Source organism: Streptomyces sp. NBC_00820 (genome assembly GCF_036347055.1).
Taxonomy (GTDB): Bacteria; Actinomycetota; Actinomycetes; order Streptomycetales; family Streptomycetaceae; genus Streptomyces.
The window spans coordinates 6,509,896-6,533,756 of sequence record NZ_CP108882.1 but is presented as its reverse complement, the minus strand read 5'-3'; the positions used below and the strand labels follow the sequence as shown (position 1 = coordinate 6,533,756).

Annotated in this window: 19 protein-coding genes and 3 pseudogenes; 15 read left to right on the top strand and 7 right to left on the bottom strand. The window is 70.1% G+C overall.

The window, feature by feature from the left end; translation table 11 throughout:
• Positions 1-309: 309 nt before the first annotated feature.
• Positions 310-1,696, bottom strand: a pseudogene (pdxR, locus tag OIB37_RS29210) (MocR-like pyridoxine biosynthesis transcription factor PdxR).
• 48 nt (positions 1,697-1,744) lie between these two features.
• On the opposite strand from pdxR, the gene OIB37_RS29205 reads away from it, so the two are divergent.
• The 6 genes and pseudogenes from OIB37_RS29205 (at position 1,745) to OIB37_RS29180 (ending at position 6,639) form a co-directional block, all read left to right on the top strand.
• A complete protein-coding gene (locus OIB37_RS29205) occupies positions 1,745-2,917 on the top strand; it encodes an MFS transporter (RefSeq protein ID WP_330460603.1) in 1,173 nt (390 codons plus the stop codon).
• Positions 2,914-3,570 (top strand): HAD family hydrolase, encoded by a 657-nt coding sequence (locus OIB37_RS29200; RefSeq protein ID WP_330460602.1) that lies wholly within the window; start codon positions 2,914-2,916, stop codon positions 3,568-3,570. Before OIB37_RS29205 ends, OIB37_RS29200 begins: the two co-directional genes overlap by 4 nt.
• 86 nt (positions 3,571-3,656) lie before the next feature.
• Positions 3,657-3,785, top strand: a pseudogene (locus tag OIB37_RS29195) (GNAT family N-acetyltransferase); the annotation flags it as partial.
• A 75-nt stretch (positions 3,786-3,860) separates the two neighbouring features.
• On the top strand, positions 3,861-4,379 hold the full coding sequence (locus OIB37_RS29190; RefSeq protein ID WP_330460601.1) for a hypothetical protein: 519 nt from the start codon (positions 3,861-3,863) through the stop codon (positions 4,377-4,379).
• 545 nt (positions 4,380-4,924) lie between these two features.
• Positions 4,925-5,341: a hypothetical protein gene (locus OIB37_RS29185; protein ID WP_330460600.1), complete on the top strand. Its 417-nt coding sequence runs from the start codon at positions 4,925-4,927 to the stop codon at positions 5,339-5,341.
• 134 nt (positions 5,342-5,475) lie between these two features.
• On the top strand, positions 5,476-6,639 hold the full coding sequence (locus OIB37_RS29180; protein WP_330460599.1) for a hypothetical protein: 1,164 nt from the start codon (positions 5,476-5,478) through the stop codon (positions 6,637-6,639).
• On the opposite strand, the gene OIB37_RS29175 is transcribed toward OIB37_RS29180, so the two are convergent.
• Both OIB37_RS29175 and OIB37_RS29170 read right to left on the bottom strand, forming a co-directional pair.
• Positions 6,616-9,138 (bottom strand): tetratricopeptide repeat protein, encoded by a 2,523-nt coding sequence (locus OIB37_RS29175; protein WP_330460598.1) that lies wholly within the window; start codon positions 9,136-9,138, stop codon positions 6,616-6,618. The two genes, OIB37_RS29180 and OIB37_RS29175, sit on opposite strands and share 24 nt — an antisense overlap.
• An 875-nt stretch (positions 9,139-10,013) precedes the next feature.
• Positions 10,014-11,348 (bottom strand): MFS transporter, encoded by a 1,335-nt coding sequence (locus OIB37_RS29170; protein WP_330460597.1) that lies wholly within the window; start codon positions 11,346-11,348, stop codon positions 10,014-10,016.
• A gap of 86 nt (positions 11,349-11,434) precedes the next feature.
• On the opposite strand from OIB37_RS29170, the gene OIB37_RS29165 reads away from it, so the two are divergent.
• Positions 11,435-12,433 (top strand): ArsR/SmtB family transcription factor, encoded by a 999-nt coding sequence (locus tag OIB37_RS29165; RefSeq protein WP_330460596.1) that lies wholly within the window; start codon positions 11,435-11,437, stop codon positions 12,431-12,433.
• Positions 12,434-13,001: 568 nt separating this feature from the next.
• On the opposite strand, the pseudogene OIB37_RS36365 reads toward OIB37_RS29165, so the two are convergent.
• Positions 13,002-13,112 (bottom strand): annotated as a pseudogene (locus tag OIB37_RS36365) (HipA family kinase); the annotation flags it as partial.
• 20 nt (positions 13,113-13,132) lie between these two features.
• The gene (locus tag OIB37_RS29160; protein ID WP_330460595.1) at positions 13,133-14,659 is read right to left on the bottom strand and encodes an IucA/IucC family protein; all 1,527 of its coding nucleotides are present in this window, start codon (positions 14,657-14,659) and stop codon (positions 13,133-13,135) included.
• A gap of 163 nt (positions 14,660-14,822) precedes the next feature.
• Here OIB37_RS29160 and OIB37_RS29155 point away from each other — a divergent pair, with 163 nt between their 5' ends.
• The 3 genes from OIB37_RS29155 to OIB37_RS29145 all read left to right on the top strand — a co-directional run bounded on the left by OIB37_RS29155 (position 14,823) and on the right by OIB37_RS29145 (position 18,797).
• Positions 14,823-16,385, top strand: coding sequence for an IucA/IucC family protein (locus tag OIB37_RS29155; protein WP_330460594.1), 1,563 nt, complete (start codon positions 14,823-14,825; stop codon positions 16,383-16,385).
• Between the two features lie 346 nt (positions 16,386-16,731).
• Positions 16,732-17,997 (top strand): VWA domain-containing protein, encoded by a 1,266-nt coding sequence (locus OIB37_RS29150; protein WP_330460593.1) that lies wholly within the window; start codon positions 16,732-16,734, stop codon positions 17,995-17,997.
• On the top strand, positions 17,997-18,797 hold the full coding sequence (locus OIB37_RS29145) for a hypothetical protein (protein ID WP_330460592.1): 801 nt from the start codon (positions 17,997-17,999) through the stop codon (positions 18,795-18,797). The genes OIB37_RS29150 and OIB37_RS29145 overlap by 1 nt, the downstream gene beginning before the upstream one ends.
• A gap of 156 nt (positions 18,798-18,953) precedes the next feature.
• On the opposite strand, the gene OIB37_RS29140 is transcribed toward OIB37_RS29145, so the two are convergent.
• Positions 18,954-19,580: a winged helix-turn-helix transcriptional regulator gene (locus OIB37_RS29140; protein WP_330460591.1), complete on the bottom strand. Its 627-nt coding sequence runs from the start codon at positions 19,578-19,580 to the stop codon at positions 18,954-18,956.
• 87 nt (positions 19,581-19,667) lie between these two features.
• Between OIB37_RS29140 and OIB37_RS29135 the strand changes: the two genes are divergently transcribed.
• On the top strand, positions 19,668-20,876 hold the full coding sequence (locus tag OIB37_RS29135; RefSeq protein ID WP_330460590.1) for a pyridoxal phosphate-dependent aminotransferase: 1,209 nt from the start codon (positions 19,668-19,670) through the stop codon (positions 20,874-20,876).
• 16 nt (positions 20,877-20,892) lie between these two features.
• Here OIB37_RS29135 and OIB37_RS29130 read toward each other — a convergent pair whose 3' ends face one another.
• A complete protein-coding gene (locus OIB37_RS29130) occupies positions 20,893-21,354 on the bottom strand; it encodes an ATP-binding protein (protein WP_330460589.1) in 462 nt (153 codons plus the stop codon).
• A 203-nt stretch (positions 21,355-21,557) separates the two neighbouring features.
• Here OIB37_RS29130 and OIB37_RS29125 point away from each other — a divergent pair, with 203 nt between their 5' ends.
• From OIB37_RS29125 to OIB37_RS29110, 4 genes are read left to right on the top strand one after another with little or no spacing between them, the layout of a single operon-like run.
• Positions 21,558-22,379, top strand: a complete 822-nt coding sequence (locus OIB37_RS29125) for a helix-turn-helix domain-containing protein (RefSeq protein ID WP_330462003.1) — start codon at positions 21,558-21,560, stop codon at positions 22,377-22,379.
• Entirely contained in the window at positions 22,379-22,594 is a 216-nt protein-coding gene (locus OIB37_RS29120) for a DUF397 domain-containing protein (protein ID WP_443058218.1), read from the top strand. Before OIB37_RS29125 ends, OIB37_RS29120 begins: the two co-directional genes overlap by 1 nt.
• 4 nt (positions 22,595-22,598) lie before the next feature.
• Positions 22,599-23,294 carry a hypothetical protein gene (locus tag OIB37_RS29115; RefSeq protein ID WP_330460587.1) on the top strand — a complete coding sequence of 232 codons (696 nt, stop codon included), beginning with the start codon at positions 22,599-22,601 and terminating at the stop codon, positions 23,292-23,294.
• Between the two features lie 52 nt (positions 23,295-23,346).
• Complete coding sequence (locus OIB37_RS29110) at positions 23,347-23,769, top strand: acyl-CoA thioesterase (RefSeq protein WP_330460586.1); 423 nt, start codon at positions 23,347-23,349, stop codon at positions 23,767-23,769.
• The last annotated feature ends 92 nt before the right edge of the window (positions 23,770-23,861 follow it).

Here is a 23,861-nt window from a genome sequence, read left to right as displayed (position 1 = left end):
GGCGGACCTGCAGCGCGACTTTCACCAGTGGCTGCTCAGCGGCCCCCTGCACAGCATTGTTCAGGGGGAGACGAACAACGTCGGCATGGGCCGCGCCGACGTTCTGGTCCAGTTCGGGGCACTGCGCTACCTGACGGAGATGAAACAGGACCCCGACGACAGCAGCCGCGCTCATATCGAGGGCAAGTAAGCTCTCTTCCTCTTCGGGCCGAGCGTCTGGCGGCGGCCCGCTTTCCGTGCCCGCGGTGTCTGTGCAGGTCACGGCATATCCGCAAGGTGTCTCCGTTTTGAGCGGGTTGGGCGTACGGGTTAGCGGAAGCAGGCGGTGAAGGTCGCGGTCAGGGCGTCCAGGGCGGACGCGTAGGCGTGTTCGGGGGGACGGCCGTAGCCGATGATGACGCCCTGGGCGGTGGAGGGGAGTGCGCGGCGTTCCGACAGGTAGCCGAGGGCGAGGCCGTGTGTCTCCGCGGCCGTGCGGACGTCGGCCTCGGTGGGCCCGTCCGGGGGAAGGACGGCCAGGGCGTGCAGACCCGCGGCGATGCCGGTCAGGGAGACGGGAACGTCCAACGAGGCGGCGGCGAAGCTGGTCGCGGCGGCGGAGGTATCGCTGGCGGGAGGCGCGGATGTGCCGGTCGTAGCCGTGACGAGTGATCAGGTCGGCCAGGATCAGCTGGCCGAGATGTTCGGTGTGGTGGTCGGCGTGCAGCTTGGCGTCGACCACCGGGTCGATCAGACGGGGCGGCAGGACCATCCAGCCGATCCGCAGCGCCGGGCCGAGGGCCTTGGACGTCGTGCCCAGATAGGCCACGTCCTCGGGGCCGGCGCCCTGCAGCGCGCCGACGGGCTTGCGGTCGTAGCGGAACTCCGCGTCGTAGTCGTTCTCGACGACCAAACCGCCGCACGAGCGCGCCCAGTCCAGCAGGGCGCGCCGTCGCCCGGGACGGAGCGTCCGGCCGGTCGGGTACTGATGGGCCGGGGTGACCTCGACCGCGTTCGGCGCCAGAGCGCCGACGAGATCGGTGCGGGCGCCCAGATCGTCGACCGGCAGCGGCACCACTCGTGCCCCGGCACGGCGGACCGCCTCGCGATGCAGCGGAACACCCGGGTCCTCCATGGCGAAGGTCCCGCCGACGACGGCGGCCAGCAGCGTCAGACCCTGCAGATACCCGTTGGTTATCACGATGGAATCCGGATGGGCCGACACGTCTCGTGCCCGCCCCAGATACCCGGCCAGCGCGGTCCGCAACTCGGCGCGTCCCCGCGGATCGCCGTAGCCGAAGGCGTCGGCCGGAGCCGAGCCGAGGGCACGCCGCGACGACTCCAGCCACGCCGCCACCGGAAACGCCGATGCGTCCGGACTCCCCGGACGCAGATCATGCCGTGGCCGCTCCGCCCGTACCGGCTCGGCCGTGGCCACCGGCACGACGCGCGACAGTAGCGCCACCACGGTGCCCGAACCCTGCCGTGCGGTCAGATACCCCTCCGCGATCAGCTGGTCGTACGCCGCCCGTACCGTGCCCCGCGCCACCCCCAGGTCCTCCGCGAGCCTCCGCGTCGCCGGCAACCGCGTCCCGGGCGCCAGCCGCCCCGACCGCACGGCCGCTCGCAACGCCCGCTCGAGACCCGTCCGGAGCCCGTCGGTGACGTCCAGTTCCAGATGCAGGTCCAGGCCAGGATTGGGCCACTGATCCGCCATGCGATTGGATCTTACCCACGGCCCAATCGGCTCCCTAGGTTCGTCCAAGTGACCTTGATCGAACCTCCGCAGAGCGTCTCTCCCCGGACCGGCCGGCTGCTCGCGACGGCCTACGGACTGACGATCGCGAACCTCTACTACTGCCAGCCCCTCCTCCCACAGATCTCCCGGTCCATCGGCCCCCACGCGGCCGACCATCTCATCGCCGTCGGCCAACTCGGCTACGCCCTCGCCCTGATCCTGATCGTCCCGCTCGGCGACATCGTCCCCCGCCGCCCCCTACTCGCCGTCCTGCTCTGCGCCGACGCCGCCGCCGTCGCCCTGACCGCCGCCGCCCGCACCACCGGCCTCCTCCTGACCGCCGGAGCACTCATCGGGCTCACCGCCGCCGCCTTCGTCAACACCCTCATCCCTTATGCCGCCACCATGGCCGCACCCCACGAACGCGGACGCGCCGTCGGGACAATGCTCACCGGCGGACTCACCGGCATCCTCCTGTCCCGCACCGTCGCCGGCCTGGTCTCGCAGGCCGTCGGTTGGCGTGCACTGTTCACCGCGGCCGCGGTCAGCACCCTGCTGCTCGCCGTCGTCCTCACCCGCGCCCTTCCACCCGCCCCACCCGACCTGCCCGTCCCGTACCGGTCCCAGCTCCACGCCACGCTTCGCCTGGCCGCCACCCACCGGCTGCTGCGCCGCCGGACCTTCATCGGAGGCTGCTCCTTCGCCGCCTTCGGCGTCTTCTGGTCGACCGCGGCCTTCCGCCTCTCCGAACCCCCCTACGGCTACGGCCCCGCCCAGATCGGACTCCTTGCACTGGCCGGCGCCGCCGGAGCACTCACCGCCCGCCCCATCGGCCGCGCCGCCGACCGAGCCGACCGCAGACGGCTCACCAGGACGGCACTGGTCCTCGGCGTGGCATCTTTCGCCGCACTCTGGGCCGGCGGCCACCACCTGGCCTGGCTCCTCATCGGGCTCTTCGCCATGGACACCGCCGTCCACGCCACCCACTTGCTGAACATGAGCGTCGTCTACGGCATCGACGACGCCCGAGCCCGCCTCGCCTCGGTCTACATGACCGGCTACACCCTCGGCGGCATCGCCGGTACGGCCCTCGGACCCGCCGCTTACACGGCCGGCGGCTGGACCGCGACCTGCCTCCTCGGCGCCGCCTTCCTCGCGATCGCCCTCACCGCGACCTTCAACCGGGCGGAGACCCCGTGAAACCCCAGCTGATCATCTTCGACAACGACGGCGTGCTCGTCGACAGCGAGCCCATCGCTCACCGTGTGCTCTCCGGCTACCTCACAGAACTGGGTTTCCCCTTCACCTTGGAAGAGTCCTACCGGCACTTCCTCGGCAACGCCGGCCGCACCGTCCACACGGTCGTCGCGCACAGATTCGGCGGCACACTGCCCGCGGACTTCACCACCCGCCTCCACGAGCGGGTGTTCGCCGCCTTCCGGGAGAAGCTGGACGCCGTCCAGGGCGCCTCCACCGTGCTCACCGAACTGCGGCGCCGCAGCATTCCCTACTGCCTGGCGTCCTCCTCCGACCACGCCTGGATCGACCTCACCCTCGACCGGTCCGGCCTGCGCCCCCTCCTGCCGCCCGACGTGGTCTTCAGCGCCCAGGACGTCCGAGGCGTCGGCAAACCCGCTCCCGACCTCTTCCTCCACGCCGCCGCCGCACTCCATACCGACCCGCACGACTGCCTCGTCATCGAGGACAGCCCAGGCGGCGTCCGCGCGGCGAAGGCCGCGGGCATGCCCGTGCTCGGCTACACCGCCCTCACCCCGGCGAGCAGCCTCATCGGAGCGACGTCCTACATCACCCACTTGACCGGCCTCCTCGACCACCTTGGCCAGGATCATTGAATCCATGTGCACCGTAGTGAGCTTCTGCACGGTCAGCGGTGCGCCACGACCGTGATCACCGAGAGTCCCCAAGAAGGGCGAGCACAGTGAAGATCGTGGTGGACGACCTCTCCGGCCCAGAGATCGCCGGGGTCCTCAACGAGCACGTTCCGCAGATGCGGTCCATCACACCTCCGGAGAGCAAGCACGCCCTCGATCTCGACGGCCTCCGCAAGCGGGTCTGTACGTGAGCGGCCCTGTCTCGCGTCTGCTGCGAGAGGCCCAGCACGAGCACTGGCGCCAGGTCGATCGTGAGATCGAGGCCGAGGCTGAGCTCGCGACCACTGAGGACGCCGAAGAGGTCGAAGAGGAGGCGGCAACGTCGGCAGTCGACTACAAGGAGGGGACTCGAGCGGAAGGATGCGATCGGCCGCAACACGGGCTCCCAGTTCGAGCGCGGCAAGGCGTGGATCCGTGACCACCAATGCGGCAACGAGAAGACCAACTTCACCCTGGTTCACGGCCGCTATGCCGCCACGAACGACATTGACAAGGCCAAGCTCTACGCGGCTTCGAGACTGGAGTCGCTGCACAGGGCGGCCGTGCGCGTCTACAAGTGCTCCCTGGCGAACCTACCGCCGGAGGCACAGAGCGACCTGTCGATCATGCTGCTGACCAAGACCTGCAAGGACATTGTCGCCGCGATGCAGTTCCTGGAGGATGCAGGCTTCTCGCCGCAGGCCGCAACAGTGGCCGCGAAGGCGAAACCCGAAACGTCTACGGCATCAGCAAGGGGCCGGAAGGCGTCGGGGGCCACGGGGCGTCACTGATCGGAAGGGGCACGAGCCGGGCCCACAGCAAGGGTGGGCCCGACCCGCGTACGTCGAGCGTCACCGGAGTGGGTCTGCTCTGCAAGTCGATCCGGTCGACTGGCCGGATCAGGCACGCGAGATCACACTCTCCCCAGGGGGTGCACACGCACTTCGTCAACCAGCAAGAGAGACGAAGGAAGGCCGCTGTAGGGCTCCGCGCAAGCTCCCCCTCGCGAGGCTTCGCAACCGCCCCCAGGGGCCTAACTAAGCTGTGCGGGCTGTCGGTCCACCTCTCCGAGCAGGCTGGTCCTCCGGCGTGGCCCCGGCGAGTGCACGGAAGTAACGGGCTCAGGGGATCGCTTGAGGGCTGTGGAGTGATCACACGTGAGCCACCCGTGGCCCACAGGCGAGATCTGGCAGATCCTGCGGCACGTTATCGTCTGACGAGGTCACACAGGGGATAGTGGGGAGCGAACGTGCGCGGTGCAGGGCGACTTCCGCTGCCGATGGCGGCGGACGGTCGACGCTGGGTGAGTGTGGCGGCGAAGCGAACCGTTCTCGGCGTGGTCCACAACATCACATCCGCGACGCGGCTGCTCGACCTGCTCACCGTGTTCGAAGGCGACCGGCGCGTCCAAACGGTCTTCACCTGCACCGAATCCTCGGCTCTTGACGAGGGGATTTTTGAATTCTTCACTTCCCGGGGAATGCTACATATACCGTGGGAAGAAGCAACGGCTCAAAAATTCGACTTGGCGATTGCCACAAGCCGGGGCGGCGACCTTCAAAATTTGCGCACTCCATTGATTGGCGCACCGCATGGCGCGGGGTACAATAAGCTGTTGAAGCGGGAAGCGGGAAGCGGGAAGCGGGAAGCGGGAAGCGGGAAGCGGGAAGCGGGAAGCGGGAAGCGGGAAGCGGGAAGCGGGAAGCGGGAAGCGGGAAGCGGGAAGCATTTGGCTTGTCGCCAGAGTGGTTGACACATGAAGGCCGGATGGTTCCGTCGGCGATCATTCTCTCTCATGATGAACAACGCCAGCGGCTCGCTGCTAGTTGCCCCGAGGCCGTACCCATAAGCGTGGTGGCGGGGGATCCCTGCTTCGATCAGCTACAGGTGAGCGCTCCGTTCCGGGAGGACTACCGGCGGGCTATGGGTGTTCTCCCAGGCCAAAAGCTCATTGTTGTCTCGTCCACGTGGGGACGCGGGTCGATTCTGGCGTCGGGCGAGAGTGAATCGGATTTACTTCGCCGTGTCCTGGCGGAGCTACCGGTCGACGAATATCGTGTTTTGGCGGCCGTCCATTGCAATGCCTTTTACGGTCATGGCGCCTGGCAATTGCAGAACTGGTTGGCTCCGCTTACCGAGCATGGGCTACTGCTTCCGGTACCGGATACGGAAACCTGGAAGGCCGCGTTGCTGGCTGCGGATGGAATTCTTGGCGACCATGGCTCTTTGACGATGTACGGATTCGCGTTGGGTATCCCGACTATTTTGGGTTCTTTCGCAGAATCGAAGGTGGCTTCTCAGTCCCCCATGGCTCGTCTCGGCCAGATACTTCCCCGGCTTTCGGCTCGCCGGCCTTTCCTGTCGCAGATCAAGGAAGCGGCCGCAGTCCAGCAGGACAGCACCGAACTGGGTCAGCTGCGTGGGGCTGTAACGTCACGGCCCGGGGAATCGGCCGTCCTACTGCGGCGCCTGTTCTATGAATGGCTCGAACTTCCCGAGCCCGTGACACCTGCCAGGTCGCGATTGGTTCCGGTTCCCTCCACCGTGCCGGTTGGATACTCCTCCCCCGCCCAGCGACCGGTGTACGTGTCCGTCGCCTCCGGAAAGGGCCGGGCCACGGTGCAGCGCTATCCCGCACCCTTGCAGCGCCGCACCATGGAACGGCATCTGTCGGGAGCCCACCTGGTGGCCGACATCGACGATCCGGACATCAACTGGCCCCACTCCGCGGACGTACTGATCGTGCCGCTGGGTCGACCGCGTCACGTCGCCGGATTGGTGAACTGGGAGGCCGTCGCCGCCGTCTACCCCGGGTGCGCCCTGCTCGCCCTCGAAGAACCCGAGGGCGGCTGCCTGGCGTTGCTGCGGGACGGCACGCGCCTGAGCGCCCGCTGGGACGGCAGGCGCCCGTCGTGGGCATCAGCGGCCATCGCGGCCTCGGTGATCCATGACCACGCGATGTCCGCCGTGGGCGGACCCGGCCCGTTGCACGTTCAGGTGGCGATCGGAGCGGATACCGAGACTGGCCTACTCGTCGTCGACGTCCCGTGACCCGTCCTCGTCACCCGGACTCGGGGCATCTGTGAGACGCTGGTCGGCCTCCTGCGCCCGCAGACTGTTCGCTTCGCGGAACAGGTCGCCCGCTGTGACCCAGTCGAGCGTCGCCCGTACGTGGTCGCCCTGTTCACTCAGCAGATCACCTCTGAGCAGAAGAATCCCGGCCCGTTGGTAGGGCGGACCGTTCACGGTCATGATCTCGATCGCATCATCGAGTGCCTGAACAGCCGCACCCAGCTGGTCGGCGGCACGCCGGTCCTCGGCGCAACGGGTCAGAGCACGAGCTACGTTGTAAGGATCGGGCGCCGACAGATCCGCAAACTGTTCGCGGGCGGAGCGCAGTTCCCGGGCCGCCTCGTCGTGACGCCGCAGATCAGTGAACGCCACACCACGATGGAGGGCAAACAAGGCTCGGCCACGCTTGTGGTCGATGCCGTTCAACGCGCGCAGCCCCACGGCGTAGTACTCAAGGGCGACCGCAGGATTGCCCAACTTACGTTCCAGCAGGCCGAGACCCTCCAGCGCACTGGACTCCGTCCGCCGCTGCCCTTCGGTGGCGTTGCCATCGGCCGGGCGTACGAGTTCAAGTGCCCGCTCGAAGTGTTCGCGGGCGGTCTGCGGGTCGCCCTGGCGTGTGCTCCACCGCTCGAGATAAGCGAAGCCGAGTTCGAAGTGCATACGGGCGATGGCCATTTGGTCACGGCATTCGTAGGCCGATTTGAGCGCTAGTTCGTGTGTCGTGATCCAAGGACTGTGCAGGCCGCATTTGAGGTAGAAGGTGTGCTGCCCCTGAGCCAGCCGCCAGGTCTGGTCATGCCGACCCATCTCGTGAGCCACGCGGACCACATTCTCCAGGCTCTCCCTGCGTCGCTCCAGACTCGCGATCACCTTTGGTGCGTCAACGTTCCCGGTGGGTGCGTACGCCGCGTACGTACCCGCGGGATCATAGCGGTGGCGGGAGGACAGAGCCGCCTCCGCGCGTTCGGCGAACTCCAGGTAGTGCGCGATGATCCGGTCCAGCACCGCTTCACGGGCCTCGGCCGGTTCGTCGGCGAGAGCACACGCGAGCGCATGGTCGTGGATGAGATGGTGACGCACCCGGTAGCCGTCCCCGTCCGGCTCAATCAGGTTCGCGTCGGTGAGCTGTCGAACAACCTTGTTCCGGGCAGCGGTGTCCATGTCCGGGAGCATGGCCCGTACGACATCTACCTCGAACCTTCCGGCTGGGTGAAGGCCGATGCAACGGTACAGACGCGCGGCATCACCGGTGAGGCCGCGATAACCGGGGTCCAGCGCGGCGGAGATCTCGTCATCCATGTCGAGCGTTTCCAGCCTGGTCGTGCGGTCGGACAGTTCCGTCGCCAGCTCATGCACCCGGCCGGCGTGACCGAGTGCCAGCTGTGCCCCGGCGATGCACAGTGCGAGAGGGAGATCGCCACATCCGTCGGCGATCAGGTCGAGTTCCTTCTCGTACGCCGTCGTGTCGCCTTTGATCCTGCCCACGTTGATGAGCAGCCTCAGGCTGTGCACTCGACTCAGCGGCTTCATCTCGAAAGGCTCCGCGCCGACGGTGCGGACCAGTCGGGGTAGACGGGAGTGGCTGGTGATGAGGGCCACGCTGCCCGGAGTGCCCGGCAGCAGCGGTTCGACCTGGGAGGCGACTACGACGTCCTCAAGCAGCACGACGATCGGGCCACGGGCAGCGATCCTACGGAAGTACGCCGACCGCTCCCCGGGGTCGGCAGGCACGTCTTCAGCCGGGACGCCCAGCTCGCGGAACCAGCGTTCCAGGATCGCTGAGGGCTCCGGCAGGTTTCCCCAGGTGTCTCTGCCCAGCGACGCTTCGAGTTGAGGTCCCGCCAGTTCGTCTCTGTGCGTGCGCAGCCACCTACGTGCAGCGGCGGACGTCCCACTACCCGGCACACCCTGCATATACAGTGTGGCGGCGACCCCGGCGGCCTGGCTTTGCTCCCACACGGTGTCCATGCGCCGTAGCAGGCTGTCGTTGTTCTCGTAGTGCTCCATCGGCCACAGAACGATTCGGGGCAACGGCGCCGCATCGCTCCGAAGGGCCTGTCGAGGGGGAGCCGAACCCCCGTCGTAGTAGTGGTTGTACACATTCGACACCTGTGTGTGACTTCCCACTACCAAGGTGCCGTTGGTGACAACGTTCCTTACCTCTGTGTGCAGGTCCCTCAGCTCTCCAGCCAGAGAGGGCTGCTCGCCCAGGAGCTGTCGCAGTTCGCTGCGCAGCAGTTCCTCGATCTCTGAGACCAGCTCCGCCACCCGGGCTTCGTCACCCCTGTCCCGAGCCAGGACCAGATCGTTACGTCGCTCCTCCAGTTCGCTGAGGAAAGAGTCCGCCCGCTCCTGCCTGTCCCGCCTGAAAAGTGCCCCCAGCCGGTTCTTGAACGCGGTATATGCGTCGGTACCGATCGCCCCGGCCATGGTGGTCGCAACAGACGCGACCAGCCGCACCAACTCGGCTTCCACTCAGCCCCCTTGAACGGCCCTGATTCGGCTCGCTCCACACTATCGGCTTCCGATCGGCGCGCAGCAGAGGTTGCCCGGTCAACCGCGGACCGCTTCAGCGAACAAGCATCCCAAAGGATCTGCGCAGACCACTCACGACGCAATCGCTCAAGGCGTTCACGGCTCCCGGAAGAAGACGAGCGGGACACTGACGGCTGAGGCGTACCGCGGCGTCAGGCCGCCTGCCACTCATGCGCTGGGCGACCGGACCACTCAACCCATCGCAGACCTCTAGCAGCCAATCGGGGTCTGCGATGGCCCGCAGCCTCAAGGAAGACGATCAGATCGTGGCCCGAATAGGCCGTGCCAAGGTGATCGTCGTACCCACGAGTGCGCAATGTGACGCGCCGGCCACCCGCCACCGAGGGCCGGTGCACGACGACCGGAGCAGTACCTCCGCCATCACCCCTTCAGGGTGACACCGGCCGGGCACCAGGACCATTCGAGAGCGGAATATCCGGTGGGGCACGCCGGCCCTCGGCCTCCGAGTGTCGAGGACCCGCTCTGGCATGACGAGGGCGGACTCTCGTGCTTCGCATACTGGGCGACGGCCCCCTGGCCTACCAGCAGTGTGGCCCCGCGAACGGGGGGATACCACGGGGCCACAGGCAGCGCCCTACTCGGCAAGCAGGGCGCTCGCAGGCTGCACAGCGTCGGTCTGGATCTGGCGTGCTCGCTCGGCACTACCAGTTAGCGACCGGCCAAAGCACCCAAGCATCTGAGTTCGGACCGGCGCCCGAAAGCTTCGGGGCCTCCGCCCGAACTCCGCGCTGCCGCCCGAGTGCTGCAGTTCGCAGCCAACCATGACACGCTCGCCTCATGGCCCTCGTACACACCTACCGGCCCTTCGGCCCGGCCTGCTTCCCGCACCCGGAGCCGACCGCCACGGCCTCTCCGCCCGTGCTTGCGGCCACGGCTGCGGCCATGGATCCGTCCACCGCGTCCTCCTCCGCGTCTTCCGCCGCTTCCGTCTTCGTCGGCTGCTGAGCAGCGGCGGCCTGAGTGTGGTCGGCGACCCGGCCCGCGAGGGCCAGGGTGCCGAGCGCGGTGAGGGTGCCGGCGACCAGGGCCGTCCACCACAGGACCGCCGGGCCGAGACCCGTGTACAGGGAGACGCCGAGGGTGAGGGCGGCGAAGCGGGCGACGCCCCAGGTCCAGCTGAAGGCGCCCTGGTAGCGGCCCCGGGCGTGGGCCGGCGCGAGATTGGCGACGACGGCGGCGGCAATGCCCGCGACGGCCACCTCGCCCAGGGACCAGACGACCACCGACACGGTGTAGCCGACGACGCCGCCCGCGAGACCGGTCAGAGCCACACCCGTGGCGATCAGCACACTGCCCGCGCACTGGACCGGAAGCTGGGGCAACCGGGCCAGCCGGGCGGTCACGAAGGGCTGGAGCGCAACCACCAGGACCGCGTTGACCGCCGCCATCGCGCCGTACACCGCCGGGGAGAGGCCGCTGTCGTGGATGGCGAGCGGAAGGGCGACCTCGGTGAGGGAGTAGACGAAGAGCTGGACACCGAAGAGGGGAAGCAGCGCGAGCGCCAGGGGGTCCCGGAGGACGACTCCGTAGCCGATGCCGTCCTTTTCCTCCGCCTGGGTTGCCACGCGAGGCGGTTCGCTCAACCGGGTCGCGACCACGATGGCGTAGGTCAGCATCGTGCCGGCGTCGACCGCGAACAGCAGCCAGTACCCGTGCGCGGCGAGGAGGCCGCCGAGCACACCCGCCACGGCCGTACCGATGTTGACGCCCCAGCCGAACAAGGCGTACGCGCGCTGCCTGCGCTCCGCGTCGACGGCGTCGGCCATGAGCGCGTAGGCCGCGGGCGGCACCATCATGCCCGCGGCGCTGATCACCAGCGCCGCGGCGGCCATCGTCCACACGCCCGGCGCCACGAAGAGCACACCCTGGGCCGAGGCCGCACCGAGGAGCCCGATGAGCATAGTGGGACGGCGCCCGATGCGGTCGGCGAGCACGCCACCGAGCGCCGGGCCGAGCAGGTTGCCGGCGCCCAACGCGCCGAGGACGTACGGGGTTTCGGTTCCCGTGACTCCGCGTGCGGCGAGGAAGAAAACCAGGAAGGGCGTGACCATGAAGCCGAGCCGGTTGATGACCGTGCCGGCGAAGACGGTCCAGACGGTGCGCGGGAGTCCGCGGAAGGTGGAGAGCATGCGAGGAGACTGCTCCCCTCCCTGCCGGCGATCCATTGATTAAGCTCAGACCGAATCCATCGGCGGTACAGGGAGGGTGACGGCGCATGAAATCGGGACTCAGCTTCTCCGCGGCGGACCTGGCGCAGACCCGGTTCGCGGTTTCCCCCATGTGGGAGGTCGTCACCAGCTTCCGGCTGCTCCAGGATGCCAACGACCCTCCGCTGCACCGGCGGTGGGCGGCACAGGTGCGGCCCCGCCTCGTCCACGCCGGGCTCGACCGCGGCTGGCTGGCCGAGCTCGTCCCCGCCCGCGGCTATCTCGCGGACTTCCTCAACCCGACCCCTGCCAGCCCCTTCCCCACCCTCGTCGCCGAACTGGACGCGATCCGACGGACCACACCCGCGCAGGTGCGCAAGGACCTGGAGATGCTCGGAGTCGAGCGCACCGACCGCCCCTCCCCCCGGCTCAGGCTCCTCGACGAAGCCCCCGAGGCGACCCTGGAGAAGGTCGCCGCCGAGATCGAGTGCTACTGGGAGCTCGCCCTCGCCCCCTACTGGGCCCGCATCCGCAAGCTCCTGGAGGCCGACGTCTTCCATCGCGCCCGGCAGGTGGCCGAGCACGGCTCCGCCCGCGTTCTGAGCGAACTCCACGAGACCGTACGGTGGGACGACGGCACCCTGCACCTCGTCCGGCGCCACTGTGCGCTGACCCGCGACGAGGCCGGCTCGGGGCTGCTGCTCGTCCCCTCGACGTTCGCCTGGCCGCGTGTCATGACCCGCGCGGTCTCGCCCGACCCACCCCAACTCGCCTATCCCGCACGGGGCATCGGCAACCTGTGGGAGCCAAGGGCCACCAGCGCCACCGACGCGGTCGCCGTCGTCCTCGGCCGCTCCCGCACCCTGCTCCTCGCCGAACTCGACACCCCGTCCTCCACCACCCAACTCGCCCAGCACAGCGGCCTGTCCGCCGCCGGTGTCTCCCAGCACCTCACCGCCCTGCGCAACGCGGGGCTCGTCACCGCCCACCGCAGCGGCCGCTCGGTGCTCTACGCCCGCACGTCCATCGCGGACGCACTGCTCACACCATCGGCAGAGCCCGCATGACCCGACCCGAATCCCAGTCCGAGACCCGTTCCGAGACCCGATCCCAGACCGGGCCCGAACTCGAACCCTGCGCGGGTCGCCCCGCTGATCACGACCCGCGGTGACGGCGTCGGTCACTGCGTGCGGTCGTGTCATCTGTGCCGAGGGGTTTAGCCTCGCGCTTTCACGCCGCGGGTTGTCCGATGCTTGATCAAATAAGCGGAGAGTGCTCCTGACCTGCAACGATGGGACTTGTCTAGGGTCCTGTTGGCTGCACGGGAAGAAGCACTCTCCAGGTCGCCGACCGCAACGCGCGCCCCCCAGTCGGCGCAGGCCATGCTGCTCGACCCATGGCTCAGGCCCCACGGAAGTCACTCAGCGTGCCTACGACAGGGTGGGCTTGTCGTCTCATCGCCGCTGGTGACGTCGGCCTCCCCTGGGGAGAATCCGGGGAGTGTTCGCGCCGCTGGGGAGCGCGTGGGGAGGATTGGCTACATAAAGCAGCACGAACCTGAAACGCTCCGAAAGGAGCATCCGTGCAGGTCAGCAATTCGGATTGCTGCAATACCGCAGGTCAGCGCCACCCCATGGACAACTTCACGACGTACGTCCCCAGGTCGTCGGCCTCGACGACTCCGGGCACGGAGCCGCCCGACCTGAGGGGGGTCACGTATCGAACGGCAGTCACATCGCGCAGCACACCGGCCAGCGTAATTCAGGTCAGCCGGTGGCCAGGGGGTTGGGCAGCGGCAGGTAGCGGGCGTCGGCGCCGTCCGCGCCGGTCCAGCGCAGCAGCAGGTTGGTCTTGCCGGGCAGGGTGGGCGCGGCGAGCAGGGCGGGGATCTCGGGCAGGCCGTGCCGGGCCAGCTCGCGGCGCACGGCCGGCCAGGGGTCGAGTCCGGGGTGGTGTTCGGCGAGGGCGGCGGCGATCTCGCTGAGGTGGTTGACGACCAGGCAGTACACCAGCCGCTCCCAGCCGGCGGCCCGGGAGACCTCGGGCAGCAGCTTGGTGCCCTCCGCGTCACGGAACAGCGCCTGCACGGGCATGCCGGACGCGTCCACGGCGACCAGGGAGTTCTGCAGGTGCGCCTCCAGGACCACCCCGTGGTCCCCGAACGCCGTGAGGACGGGAGGGACCACCTGCCGCAGGTACGCCTCCCACCAGGCGTCCGGATCGGGTGCGGCGGTCAGCGGGCTGCCCTCGAAGTCCTCCGCGAGACCGGCCGCGAGCAGTGGGGTGGCGCCGGGCAGCAGGTGGCCGCGAAGGCCGTCGCGGGTGAGGACGGCGAGCTCCTCGAAGGCGAAGGCCGCGGTGCGGTAGCCGCGGTCGCTGAGCCAGGCCGCGGGTCCCCCCATGGCCCCGAAGGCGGTACGGGCCGCCGTATCGGTGCGGCACAGTCTGCGCAGGTCGTGGCGCCACAGCCGGCGGATGTCGTTGGTGATGCGCACATCGAGGCTGAACTTCAGGAACATGTCGCGCGCGGGTTCGTACACCGTGCGTACCGCCGCCGTCGGCCACACGTCGTACTCCGTGGTGCCCAGTCGCAGCAGGCGCCCGTCGGCGAAGGCCGGCGCGAGGTCGCGGGCGAGGAGGTCGAGCTGCCAGGGGTGGGCGGGCAGCAGCCGGTAGCCGGGCGGGGCGGTGCCGAGGGCGTCCAGGGCGCGGGTGTCGCCCTCCTCGGCGACCTGGTCCTCGCGGACGCCGAGCAGCACCAGCGGGAAGCGGGCGTGCGCCTCCGGGGCGTACGGCAGCCAGGCCGCGACCGGGCCGCCGCCGCGCGCCTTGGGGGCCGGGTGGTAGGGGTGGCCGGTGATCAGGGACTGCTCGGAGCGCACGTACGGGTCCTCGGGCGCGGTCGTCCGGGCGCGGGCGGTGAGCAGCGCGGCGACGGTGTCCCGGCTGTCGATCATCTCGGCGGGCAGGTCGCCGTTCGGCTGTCCGGTGTGCCGGCGCAGTTCCTCGGCGACCAGTTTGACCAGTTCGGTGTGGCCGATCCGCTGCCAGGCGCCGCCGACGTGCACCTCGGGGTCGGCGGGACGCCGCCCGGCGCGCACCCGCAGCAGCCGGCCGGTGCCGGGCAGCCGGTGGACGGGCCGGTCCCCGGCGGCGTCCGGGAGCGGCTGGGCCACTTCGCGCAGCAGGCAGTTGAGCAGGGGCGCGGCGGCGTAGGCGTCTGCGCGCCGGCCGATGTCGTCGGTGGGGCGGCCGGCGGCGTCGGTGGGGGGCTTGAGGTCCACGCGGTCCATTCGTTCTCGTCGGGGGAGTCGGTCGTGGTTCTTGGCCGCCCGGGGCCGATGCGCCGATCGGCTCCGGCGTCGTCCGGGGGGCCGGTCGCGACCAGTATGTCTGCCGTATCCGACAATCGTGCCCTGAGCCGCCTGCTGCCTGCACGTCCCCGAGGAGACGACCGTGTACCACTCTCGCACCGCCGAGGCCGAGGTGGCCGAGGAGCTCGCCGCTGTACGGCCCGGCCTGCTCGACCGGTACCGGGCCGCGCTGCCGGGCGCTCGCGCGGCGGTGCTGACGCGACTGTGGCGGGCGCTCGTCCATGAGCCGCTGCCGTGGATCTCCGGCCGGTCCCGGGGCGCGCACGGCCTCGCCCTGCGCCTCGCCGACGGCCGGAGTCTGTACGGGCCGCACACCGACCCGTACGCCACCGGCGACCGTGTCACCGCCGTGCGCCTGGACCGGGAGCGGTACGACGATCCGGCGCTGCTGATGACCGACCTCGCGGTGCCGCACGCGGCCTCCTTCGCGGTGGAACTCGCGGGCAGTGTGGCCTCGCTGGCGCTGTCGCGGGCGGGCGCGGGTCGTTCGGAGGCGGAACGTACGGAGGCAGGTCGTACGGAGGCGGATCGTACGGAGGCAGGTCGCGGGGAGGCGTGGCCGGAGCGGGACTGGGAGTGGGAGCAGCGGGTGGTCGACGGGCATCCGTTCCACCCCAACTGCCGTTCCCGGCCCGGGTTCTCGGTGGCGGACCAGCTGGCGTACGGACCGGAGCACGGTCCGGTGGTGGTGCTCGGCACGGTGCCGGTACCGGTGACGGAGTGCCTGGTGTCCGGGGAGTGGCCGGAGGAACTGCGGGACGGGGAACGGCTGTTGGTGCCGGTGCATCCCTGGCAGGCGGCGCATGTGCTCAAGCGGTCGTACGCCCCCTGGCGTCCGGCGCACCCGCTGATGTCGCTGCGCACGCTGGCGCTGCCCGAAGGCCCGCACGTGAAGACCGCGTTGAGCGCCCGGCTGACCTCCTCGGTGCGGGACATCTCCGTGTACTCCGTCGAGGCGTCGGCGGCCCTGTCCTCGTTCGCGACGGAGCTGGCGGCGCGCACGGGCGGGCTCGTGCACGTCACCCGCACCCTGGGCGCGGTCACGGCCCACTCCCCCGACCTGGCGGCGCTGCTGCGGGAGTCGCCCGAGGAGTACGCGGGGCCGGGCGAGCGTGTCCTGCCCGTCGCCGCCCTCGCCACCACCCGGCTCCCGGACTCCCCCGCCTGGCTGGCCGCCTTCACCCGCCTGGCCCTCACGGCCGGCCTGCGCCTGCTCGACCTGGGCGTCGCGCTGGAGGCGCACGGCCAGAACCTGCTGGTGATCCTCTCCGCCGCCGACGGCACCCCGCTCCGGCTCGTCTACCGCGACCTCGCCGACATCCGCATCAGCCCCGAGCGGCTGGCCCGCCACGGCATCACCTCGCCTGCCCTGACCGGCCGTCTGATCACCGACGACGAGACCACCCTGCGTCGCAAGCTGTTCGGCTCCCTGGTGGCGGGCGCGCTCGCCGGCACGGCGGGCTCCGGTCCAGCCCTGGGCGCGGCGCTCAGCGCCGCCCTGCCGGACCTCCCCCACACCCCGGACCTCACCGCCTTGCGCGAAGGCCCCCTGCCCGCAAAGGCATTGACCCTGATGCGCCTCTCCCCCGAAACCCCGGGCGACCAGTGGACGGACCTGCCCAACCCGCAGGCCTTTCTGGACTGATACGGCGTCACCGTCGCGCACCGCGCGGTCCTCGACGCGGTCCTGACGTGGTCCTCGACGCGGTCCTGACGTGGTCCTGACGTGGTCCTCGACCTGCGCATCGACTCCCCCGCCTTCGGTCGGCGTGGTTACGGTCGCCCGCGATGAGGAGTCGGCCGGTGACCGAAGTCCCTTGGGGCAGAACCGTGTTCCGCACGCGCGAGCGCCCTGCCGACGGCACGAGGGCCCGCGCATGGAGGTTGCGGGCGCGCGACGGCAAACGGCGACGCAGTCCGACAGCATCGCGTCCGCCGCCTGCCGCTGCCCGCGTTTGGCACCCGGCGTGTGCGATCAATACGATCCACCGATGATCAGAAGACAACGGCTGGCGGCAGGCATATGTGCTCTGCTCGCCGCCCTGGCGGCCGGGATCGCGTTCCCTGGCGGAGCTGTCGCCGACGAGACGGAGCAGCAGCCCGCTCCGAAGGTAGAACTCGTCCTGGACGTCAGTGGCTCCATGCGTGCGCGTGACATAGACGGCGGCTCCCGGATGGCCGCGGCGAAGCAGGCGTTCAACGAGGTGCTCGACGCGACGCCGGAGGAGGTCCAGCTGGGTATCCGCACGCTGGGCGCCAACTACCCCGGCATTGACCGAAAGACGGGGTGCAAGGACACCGCTCAGCTCTACCCGGTCGGCCCGCTGGACCGGACCGACGCGAAGACCGCGGTGGCCACGCTGGCGCCGACCGGCTGGACGCCGATCGGTCCCGCGCTGCTGAAGGCGGCCGGCGACCTCCAGGGCGGCGACGGCACCCGCCGGATCGTCCTGATCAGCGACGGCGAGGACACCTGCCAGCCGCTGGACCCGTGCGAGGTCGCCCGCGAGATCGCCGCCAAGGGCATCGGGCTGACCATCGACACTCTCGGCCTGGTGCCGGACACCAAGACCCGTGAGCAGCTCAGCTGCATCGCGGACGCGACCGGCGGCACCTACACCTCCGTGCAGCACAAGAAGGAACTGAGCGACCGAGTCGGTCAGTTGGTGGACCGGGCGGCCGATCCCGTGGTGACCCCGGTGGCCACCACCGGCGCCGACCAGTGCGCGCAGGCGCCGTCGCTCAAGTCCGGGCTGTACACCGACCACGAGGAGTTCGGGCAGCAGCGCTGGTACAAGGTCGACGTCGCCCCGGGCAAGGAGCTGCGCGCCTCGGTGAGCGTGGCGAACGACCGGGCCGTGAACCCGAACTACGGGGTGCTGCTGCGGGCGGTGACCACGCAGGGCCGGGAGATCGTGCGCGGCGAGGCCGCGGGCAACGGCCGTACGGACGCGGTCTCGACCGGACTCCGCTACCCGAGGCCCGAGAACGACGACGACACCGCGACCGCGGAGACGGTGTGTCTCCAGGTCACCCACTCCTTCTCGGCGGCCGCGGGCGTGAAGACCACGCCGGGTATGCCGCTGGAGCTGACCGTCGACGTGGTGGACAGCCCGTCGCCGGCGAGCGACGTGGCCTCCTTCGGCCTCGGGCGCGGCTGGTGGCTGCTGGGCGCGCTGGTACTGACCGGCTTCGTCGCCGGTCTGCTGTGGGGCTGGCTGTCGCGCTGGCGGGTCGCGGTCTGGAGGACGAACTGATGCGTATCAGACATGTGTTGACCGTCGCGGCGCTGGCGCTGGGGCTGGCCGCCGGACCGGCCGCCGCCGACTCCTCGCCGTCGCCGAGCGCCTCGTCCGAGGACAGCGCCCCCACCCAGGCGGGCACCTCGTTCCGTACGGCGACGGAGATCGAGCAGGGCGAGCGGGCCACCGCGTCCGGCTCCACCGGTGACTACCTGTACTGGTCGTTCCCGGCGGACGCCGGCCAGCGTCCCACGGTCAGGGCGACGGTGAAGCTGCCGCAGGCCCACTCCGCCGAGACCTGGCAGATCGACGTCTACGACGGCCTGCGCCGCCGCCAGGCCTGCCAGTACGGCTCGGCCACGCGCACCGCCACCCAGGGGTCGGCCTCGGTCGAGCTGGCCTGCGTGCTGCGCACGGTGCGCGCCTGGTCGGAGCCGTGGGCCGACGACCCGCTGCCGGGCACGTACTACATCCGGCTGACGGTTCTCGGCCTGGGCTCCTCCGACCTCGGCCAGCCGGTGAGCACCGAGGTGCGCGTCGACTCCAAGGACATCGGCGGCGCCGCCGCGGTGGACGGCTCCCTCGCCAAGCCGCTGGTGCCCGGGATCGCCGTCAAGTCCGAGGCCGAGGAGGACGGTTCGAAGTCGGCGGTGCTCTCCAGCATCGAGCCGGACGACGGCTGGTCCTCCGGCTGGTGGTCCGACCGCTGGGTGTGGACGGCGATCGGCGGCATCCTGGCCGCGCTCGCCGGCATCGGCGGGTACGCGCTCACGCGCGGTTCGGGACGGCCGTCCCGGGTGCCCCCGAGCATCTGAGCCCACGCGAACCACGGAGAAGGCCCGCCCGAACGGCGGGCCTTCGCTGTTTCCGCCGACGCCGAAGCAGAAGCTTGAGTCCGATCCCGAGCCCGAGCCTGCGTCGGCGCCGAACGCCGGCACCGGCACCGGCACCGACGCACCGCGCCTCACGCCTCACGCCTCACGAAGGCTCTTCGCGACGGCGCCGTCCCCGGTCACGCTGATCCGCCCCGCCCGGACGGCGTCCGGCACGCCCAGCTCGCCCCGGCCGACAGCCAGGCACGTGGCGGTGTCCATCGCGAGCCGCGCGTCCACCGCGCCGGGCGCGGGCCCGTCGCCGTACGCCGCCCCGTCCTCGGCGCCGAGGTACAGATGGAAGTCCCCTTCCTCCAGGGCGACTTCGACGACTCCCTCGCCCTGAAGAGCCCGCAGCAGGGGCAACGCGAACCAGTGGGCGCGGACCGCGTCGGTGGGGCGCCGTTCGCCCAGCTCGGCCTGACCCCACTCACCCAGAGCCTGGAGCACCGGCAGCAACCGGCGCCCGTGCACGGTGAGTTCGTACACGTTCGCCGCGGCCGGCGGCGGAAGGCGCCGCCGGGTGGCGAGCCCGTCGCGCTCCATGTCCTTCAGCCGTGAGGCGAGGACGTCCGTGCTCACACCGGGCAGGTCCGCGTGCAGGTCCGTGTAGCGCCGGGGTCCGGCCAGCAGCTCACGGACGATCAGCAGGGTCCAGCGGTCTCCGACGAGGTCGAGGGCGCAGGCCGCGGAGCAGTACTGGTCGTAGCGTCGGCGAGGTGGCATGCGACGCAGTCTAGACGGGTTGTTGGACTTTCCAAGCTCCTACTTGGTAAAACCAAGTGACACCAGATACCGGAGAGGTAGCGGCGCATGGAGTTCCGGCAGTCGAACAAACTCAGCGAGGTCTGTTACGAGATCCGCGGCCCGGTGATCGAACACGCCGACGCACTGGAGGAGGCGGGGCACAGTGTGCTGCGCCTGAACACGGGCAATCCCGCGCTCTTCGGCTTCGAGGCGCCGGAGGAGATCCTCCAGGACATGATCCGGATGCTGCCGCGGGCGCACGGCTACACGGACTCGCGCGGCATCCTCTCGGCCCGCCGCGCCGTCGCCCAGCGCTACCAGTCCCTCGGCCTGGAGGTGGGCGTCGACGACGTGTTCCTGGGCAACGGCGTCTCGGAGCTGGTCTCCATGGCCGTCCAGGCCCTCGTCGAGGACGGCGACGAGATCCTCATCCCCGCACCGGACTTCCCCCTCTGGACGGCGGTGACCACGCTCGCCGGCGGCAAGGCGGTCCACTACCTCTGCGACGAACAGGCCGACTGGACCCCCGACCTGGCCGACATGGCGTCGAAGATCACGGACCGCACGAAGGCCGTGGTCATCATCAACCCCAACAACCCCACGGGCGCGGTGTACCCCAAGGAGGTCCTGGAGGGCATCCTCGACCTCGCCCGCCGGCACGGCCTGATGGTCTTCGCCGACGAGATCTACGACCAGATCCTCTACGACGACGCCGTGCACCACTCGACCGCCGCCCTCGCCCCCGACCTGGTGGTGCTCACCTTCTGCGGACTGTCGAAGACCCACCGCGTGGCGGGCTTCCGCTCCGGCTGGCTGGTGATCACGGGGCCCCGGCAGCACGCCAAGGACTACATCGAGGGCCTGACCATGCTGGCCTCCATGCGGCTGTGCCCCAACGCCCCCGCGCAGTACGCCATCCAGGCCGCGCTCGGCGGCCGCCAGTCCATCGGCGAACTCGCCGCGCCCGGCGGCCGGCTGTACGAGCAGCGGAACGTGGCCTGGGAGAAGCTGAACGAGATCCCGGGCGTGTCCTGCGTCAAGCCCAAGGGCGCCCTGTACGCCTTCCCGCGCCTCGACCCCAAGGTCCACAAGATCCACGACGACGAGAAGTTCGTCCTGGACCTGCTGCTGAGGGAGAAGATCCAGGTGGTCCAGGGAACGGGCTTCAACTGGCCTGCCCCCGACCACTTCCGCATCCTCACCCTCCCCCACGCGGACGACCTGGAGGCGGCGATCGGCCGGATCGGCCGGTTCCTCAGCGGGTACCGGCAGTGACCGCTCGCCGGCCGTGTCACGCGAGGGCGACCTCGCACCAGACCGTCTTGGTGTACGGGTCCGCGCACGTCGTCCCCCAGTGAGCGGCCAGCGCCTCGACGAGAACCAGGCCCCGGCCGGACTCCTCCTCGGGCCGGGGCGGCATGAGCGTGCCGGGGGTGGGCGGACGACGCTCGGGACGGGCGTCGGTCACTTCGATCCGGAGCGTGGCGTCGTCGTGGTGGAGCGTGAGACGCAGCCGGAAGTCGCGGCCCCGCACCTGGCCGTGCACCACCGCGTTCGCGGCGAGTTCGGCCACGAGGAGCGCGGCCGTGCGGTGCGCCTCCGTGTCGTACGACCAGCCCCAGCGGTGGAGTTGTTCGGCGGCCAGGTGACGGGCGAGGCGGGCGCCTCTCGGCGTGGCCGACAGCCGGACGACGGAGACGGAAGCGGAGGCGTCGGAGGTGGACACGGTCGAGTGAGCGATATCGGCGTTCATGTCACTCAGCGTGGTCGGCTGTCTCTACTCTGAACAGCGACACGGGTGGTACGCGGCTTCGCTGTCCGGGCGCCGTCCGGCTCTGTACGGGCGGCGACGCGTGACGCGGCGGACCGACCGGGAGTTGGCGTACGGGCGGCAGGTGGAGGTGTCGGAGCGTGGGCGTTGGCGTGACGGGACAGGGGCCGCAGACCGGTGACGGCATGGAACCGTACGGCGCGGACGAGGAGTCGGCGGCCGTACTGCGGACCGTCGGCAAGGTCGTCAAGATGTGCCGCGAGCGTAAGGGACTCACTCAGGCCGAGCTGGGCACGGCCATCGGCTACAGCGAGGAGCAGGTGTCCTCGGTCGAACGGGGTCGGCGCGCGCCGAAGAGTCAGTTCCTGGAGGCGGCGGACGAGGCGCTGGGCGCCGGGGGAATGATCGCCTGCCTGAAGAGGGACGTGGAGGAGGCCCGGTACCCGAAGAAGGTGCGGGATCTGGCCAAGCTGGAGGGGGAGGCGGTGGAGTTGTGCGCCTACGCCAACACCGTCGTCCATGGACTGCTCCAGACCCCGGAGTACGCGCAGGCTCTGTACGGGATGCGCCGACCGCCCTTCACCGAGGACGAGTTGGGACGACTTGTCGCCGCGCGCATGGCGCGCCAGGAGGTCTTCGACCGGCAGCCCACGCCCGTCTTCAGTTTCGTCCAGGAAGAGGTGACTCTGCGCCGCCCTCTCGGGGGCAGGATGGTGATGCGCAAGCAACTCGAACGTCTGCTGGAAATCGGTCAGCGACGGAACGTGGAGATCCAGGTGATGCCCACGGACCGCGACGATCACGCCGGTCTCGCGGGATCGCTCCAACTCCTGCGGCTCAAGGGAGGGGACACCGTAGGACACAACGAGGTACAGCTCATCAGCAGCCTGATCTCCCACCCCAGGGAGATTCAGATCCTTGAGATCCGCTATGGCATCATCCGGGCCCAGGCCTTCACTCCCCGTGAATCGCTGTCCTTCATCGAGAAAGTGCTGGGAGAGACATGATGACCAACCCCTCGGTGGGGAACGGTTCCGCGCTGGAGTGGTTCAAGAGCAGCTACAGCACGAACGACGGCCCGGAGTGCGTCGAGGTCGCCACCACCCCCCACACCATCCACGTACGCGACTCCAAGCACACGCGGGGTCCCCAACTCGCCTTCTCTTTCGCCGGTTGGACCGCCTTCGTCAGTTCGGCGGCTTGGCCGCACCGGGCGGAGTGACACGGTGCGGCACGGTCGTGGCGTACCGCCGACCGCCGCACAGCGGCGTGTCATCGACGCCGCCGACCCGGTCACCGGGCGGCTGCGGGGCACGGAGGCGCAGCTCGCGGCGCTGGTGCGGCTCGGTCTCGCCTTCCGGCATCCGCGGCCGCCGCACGACTGCTTCCTGACACCGGCGGGTCATCGCATACAGACGGCGGAGACGGAGCCGGAGCCTGCAACGAAGGCGAACGCGAAGGCGGAGGCGCAACCGCCCGGAGCCGGCGAGGCCCCGGCGACCGGTTCCTCCGGAGTCTTCGCGGCCCGCGTCGGCGGCGAGGAGGACGAGGTGGAGCCGGGACCCGGGGAGGTGGCCCGGGTGCGTGAGGTGCACAGTGCCTGGCAGGGGCTGCTGGAGCTGCGCCGGATGACCAACCCGGACGGGGCGACCGACCGGCCCTGCGGCTGGGAGCGCACGCATCTGGTGCGGGCCGCCGCGCTCGCCCTGGAGGCCGCCGGACAACGGCCGGCCGGCCGGGACCGCGACGGCTACCGCGTGCGGGGCACCCCGCAGCCGGAGGCGGTCGCCGTGTACGCGCCGGACGCGGCGACGCTGGAGGCCTGCGCGGCCACGCTGGAGCGGGCCGGGTGGCAGTCCGGCGAGTACACCGAGCCGCGGACCAGGGTGCGTTATCTGCTGGCGTCGCCCCGCCGGACGTAAGAGCGTGCCAAGATCGGATCACCGGAGAAACACAACGCGAGAAGGGCAAGCAGTGTCCGAACCGTTTTCCGTCCGTGTGACCGTCCGTGGCTACGAGACCGACGTGCAGGGTCACCTCAACCAGGCGGTGTACCTCAACTACGCGGAACACGCCCGCTGGTCACTGCTCCAGGCAGCCGGGATCAGCCAGGCCCGGTTCCTCGGCCGGGGTGTGGGCCCTGTCGCGCTGGAGACGACCATCCGCTACCGGCGCGAACTGCTCGCCGGTGAAGAGGTCGACGTGACCTGCGCGTTCGAGTGGGGCGAGGGCAAGACCTTCCGGATCCGCCAGGAGGTGCGCAAGTCCGACGGCACGGTCGCGGCCGAGGTCACGGCGGTCGGCGGGATCATGGACCTGAAGGCACGCAAGCTGGTCGCCGACCCGCGGGACGTCTTCAAGGAACTGGCCGCGGACCTCGGCCTCTTCGGTCTCTGACCACCGGCGGCCGCCTCTACGCGTCGAGCAACTCCGGCCGGTGCTCGGCGTCGTAGGCCGCCCGCGCCTCGGCGACGTACACCCGGTTGCGC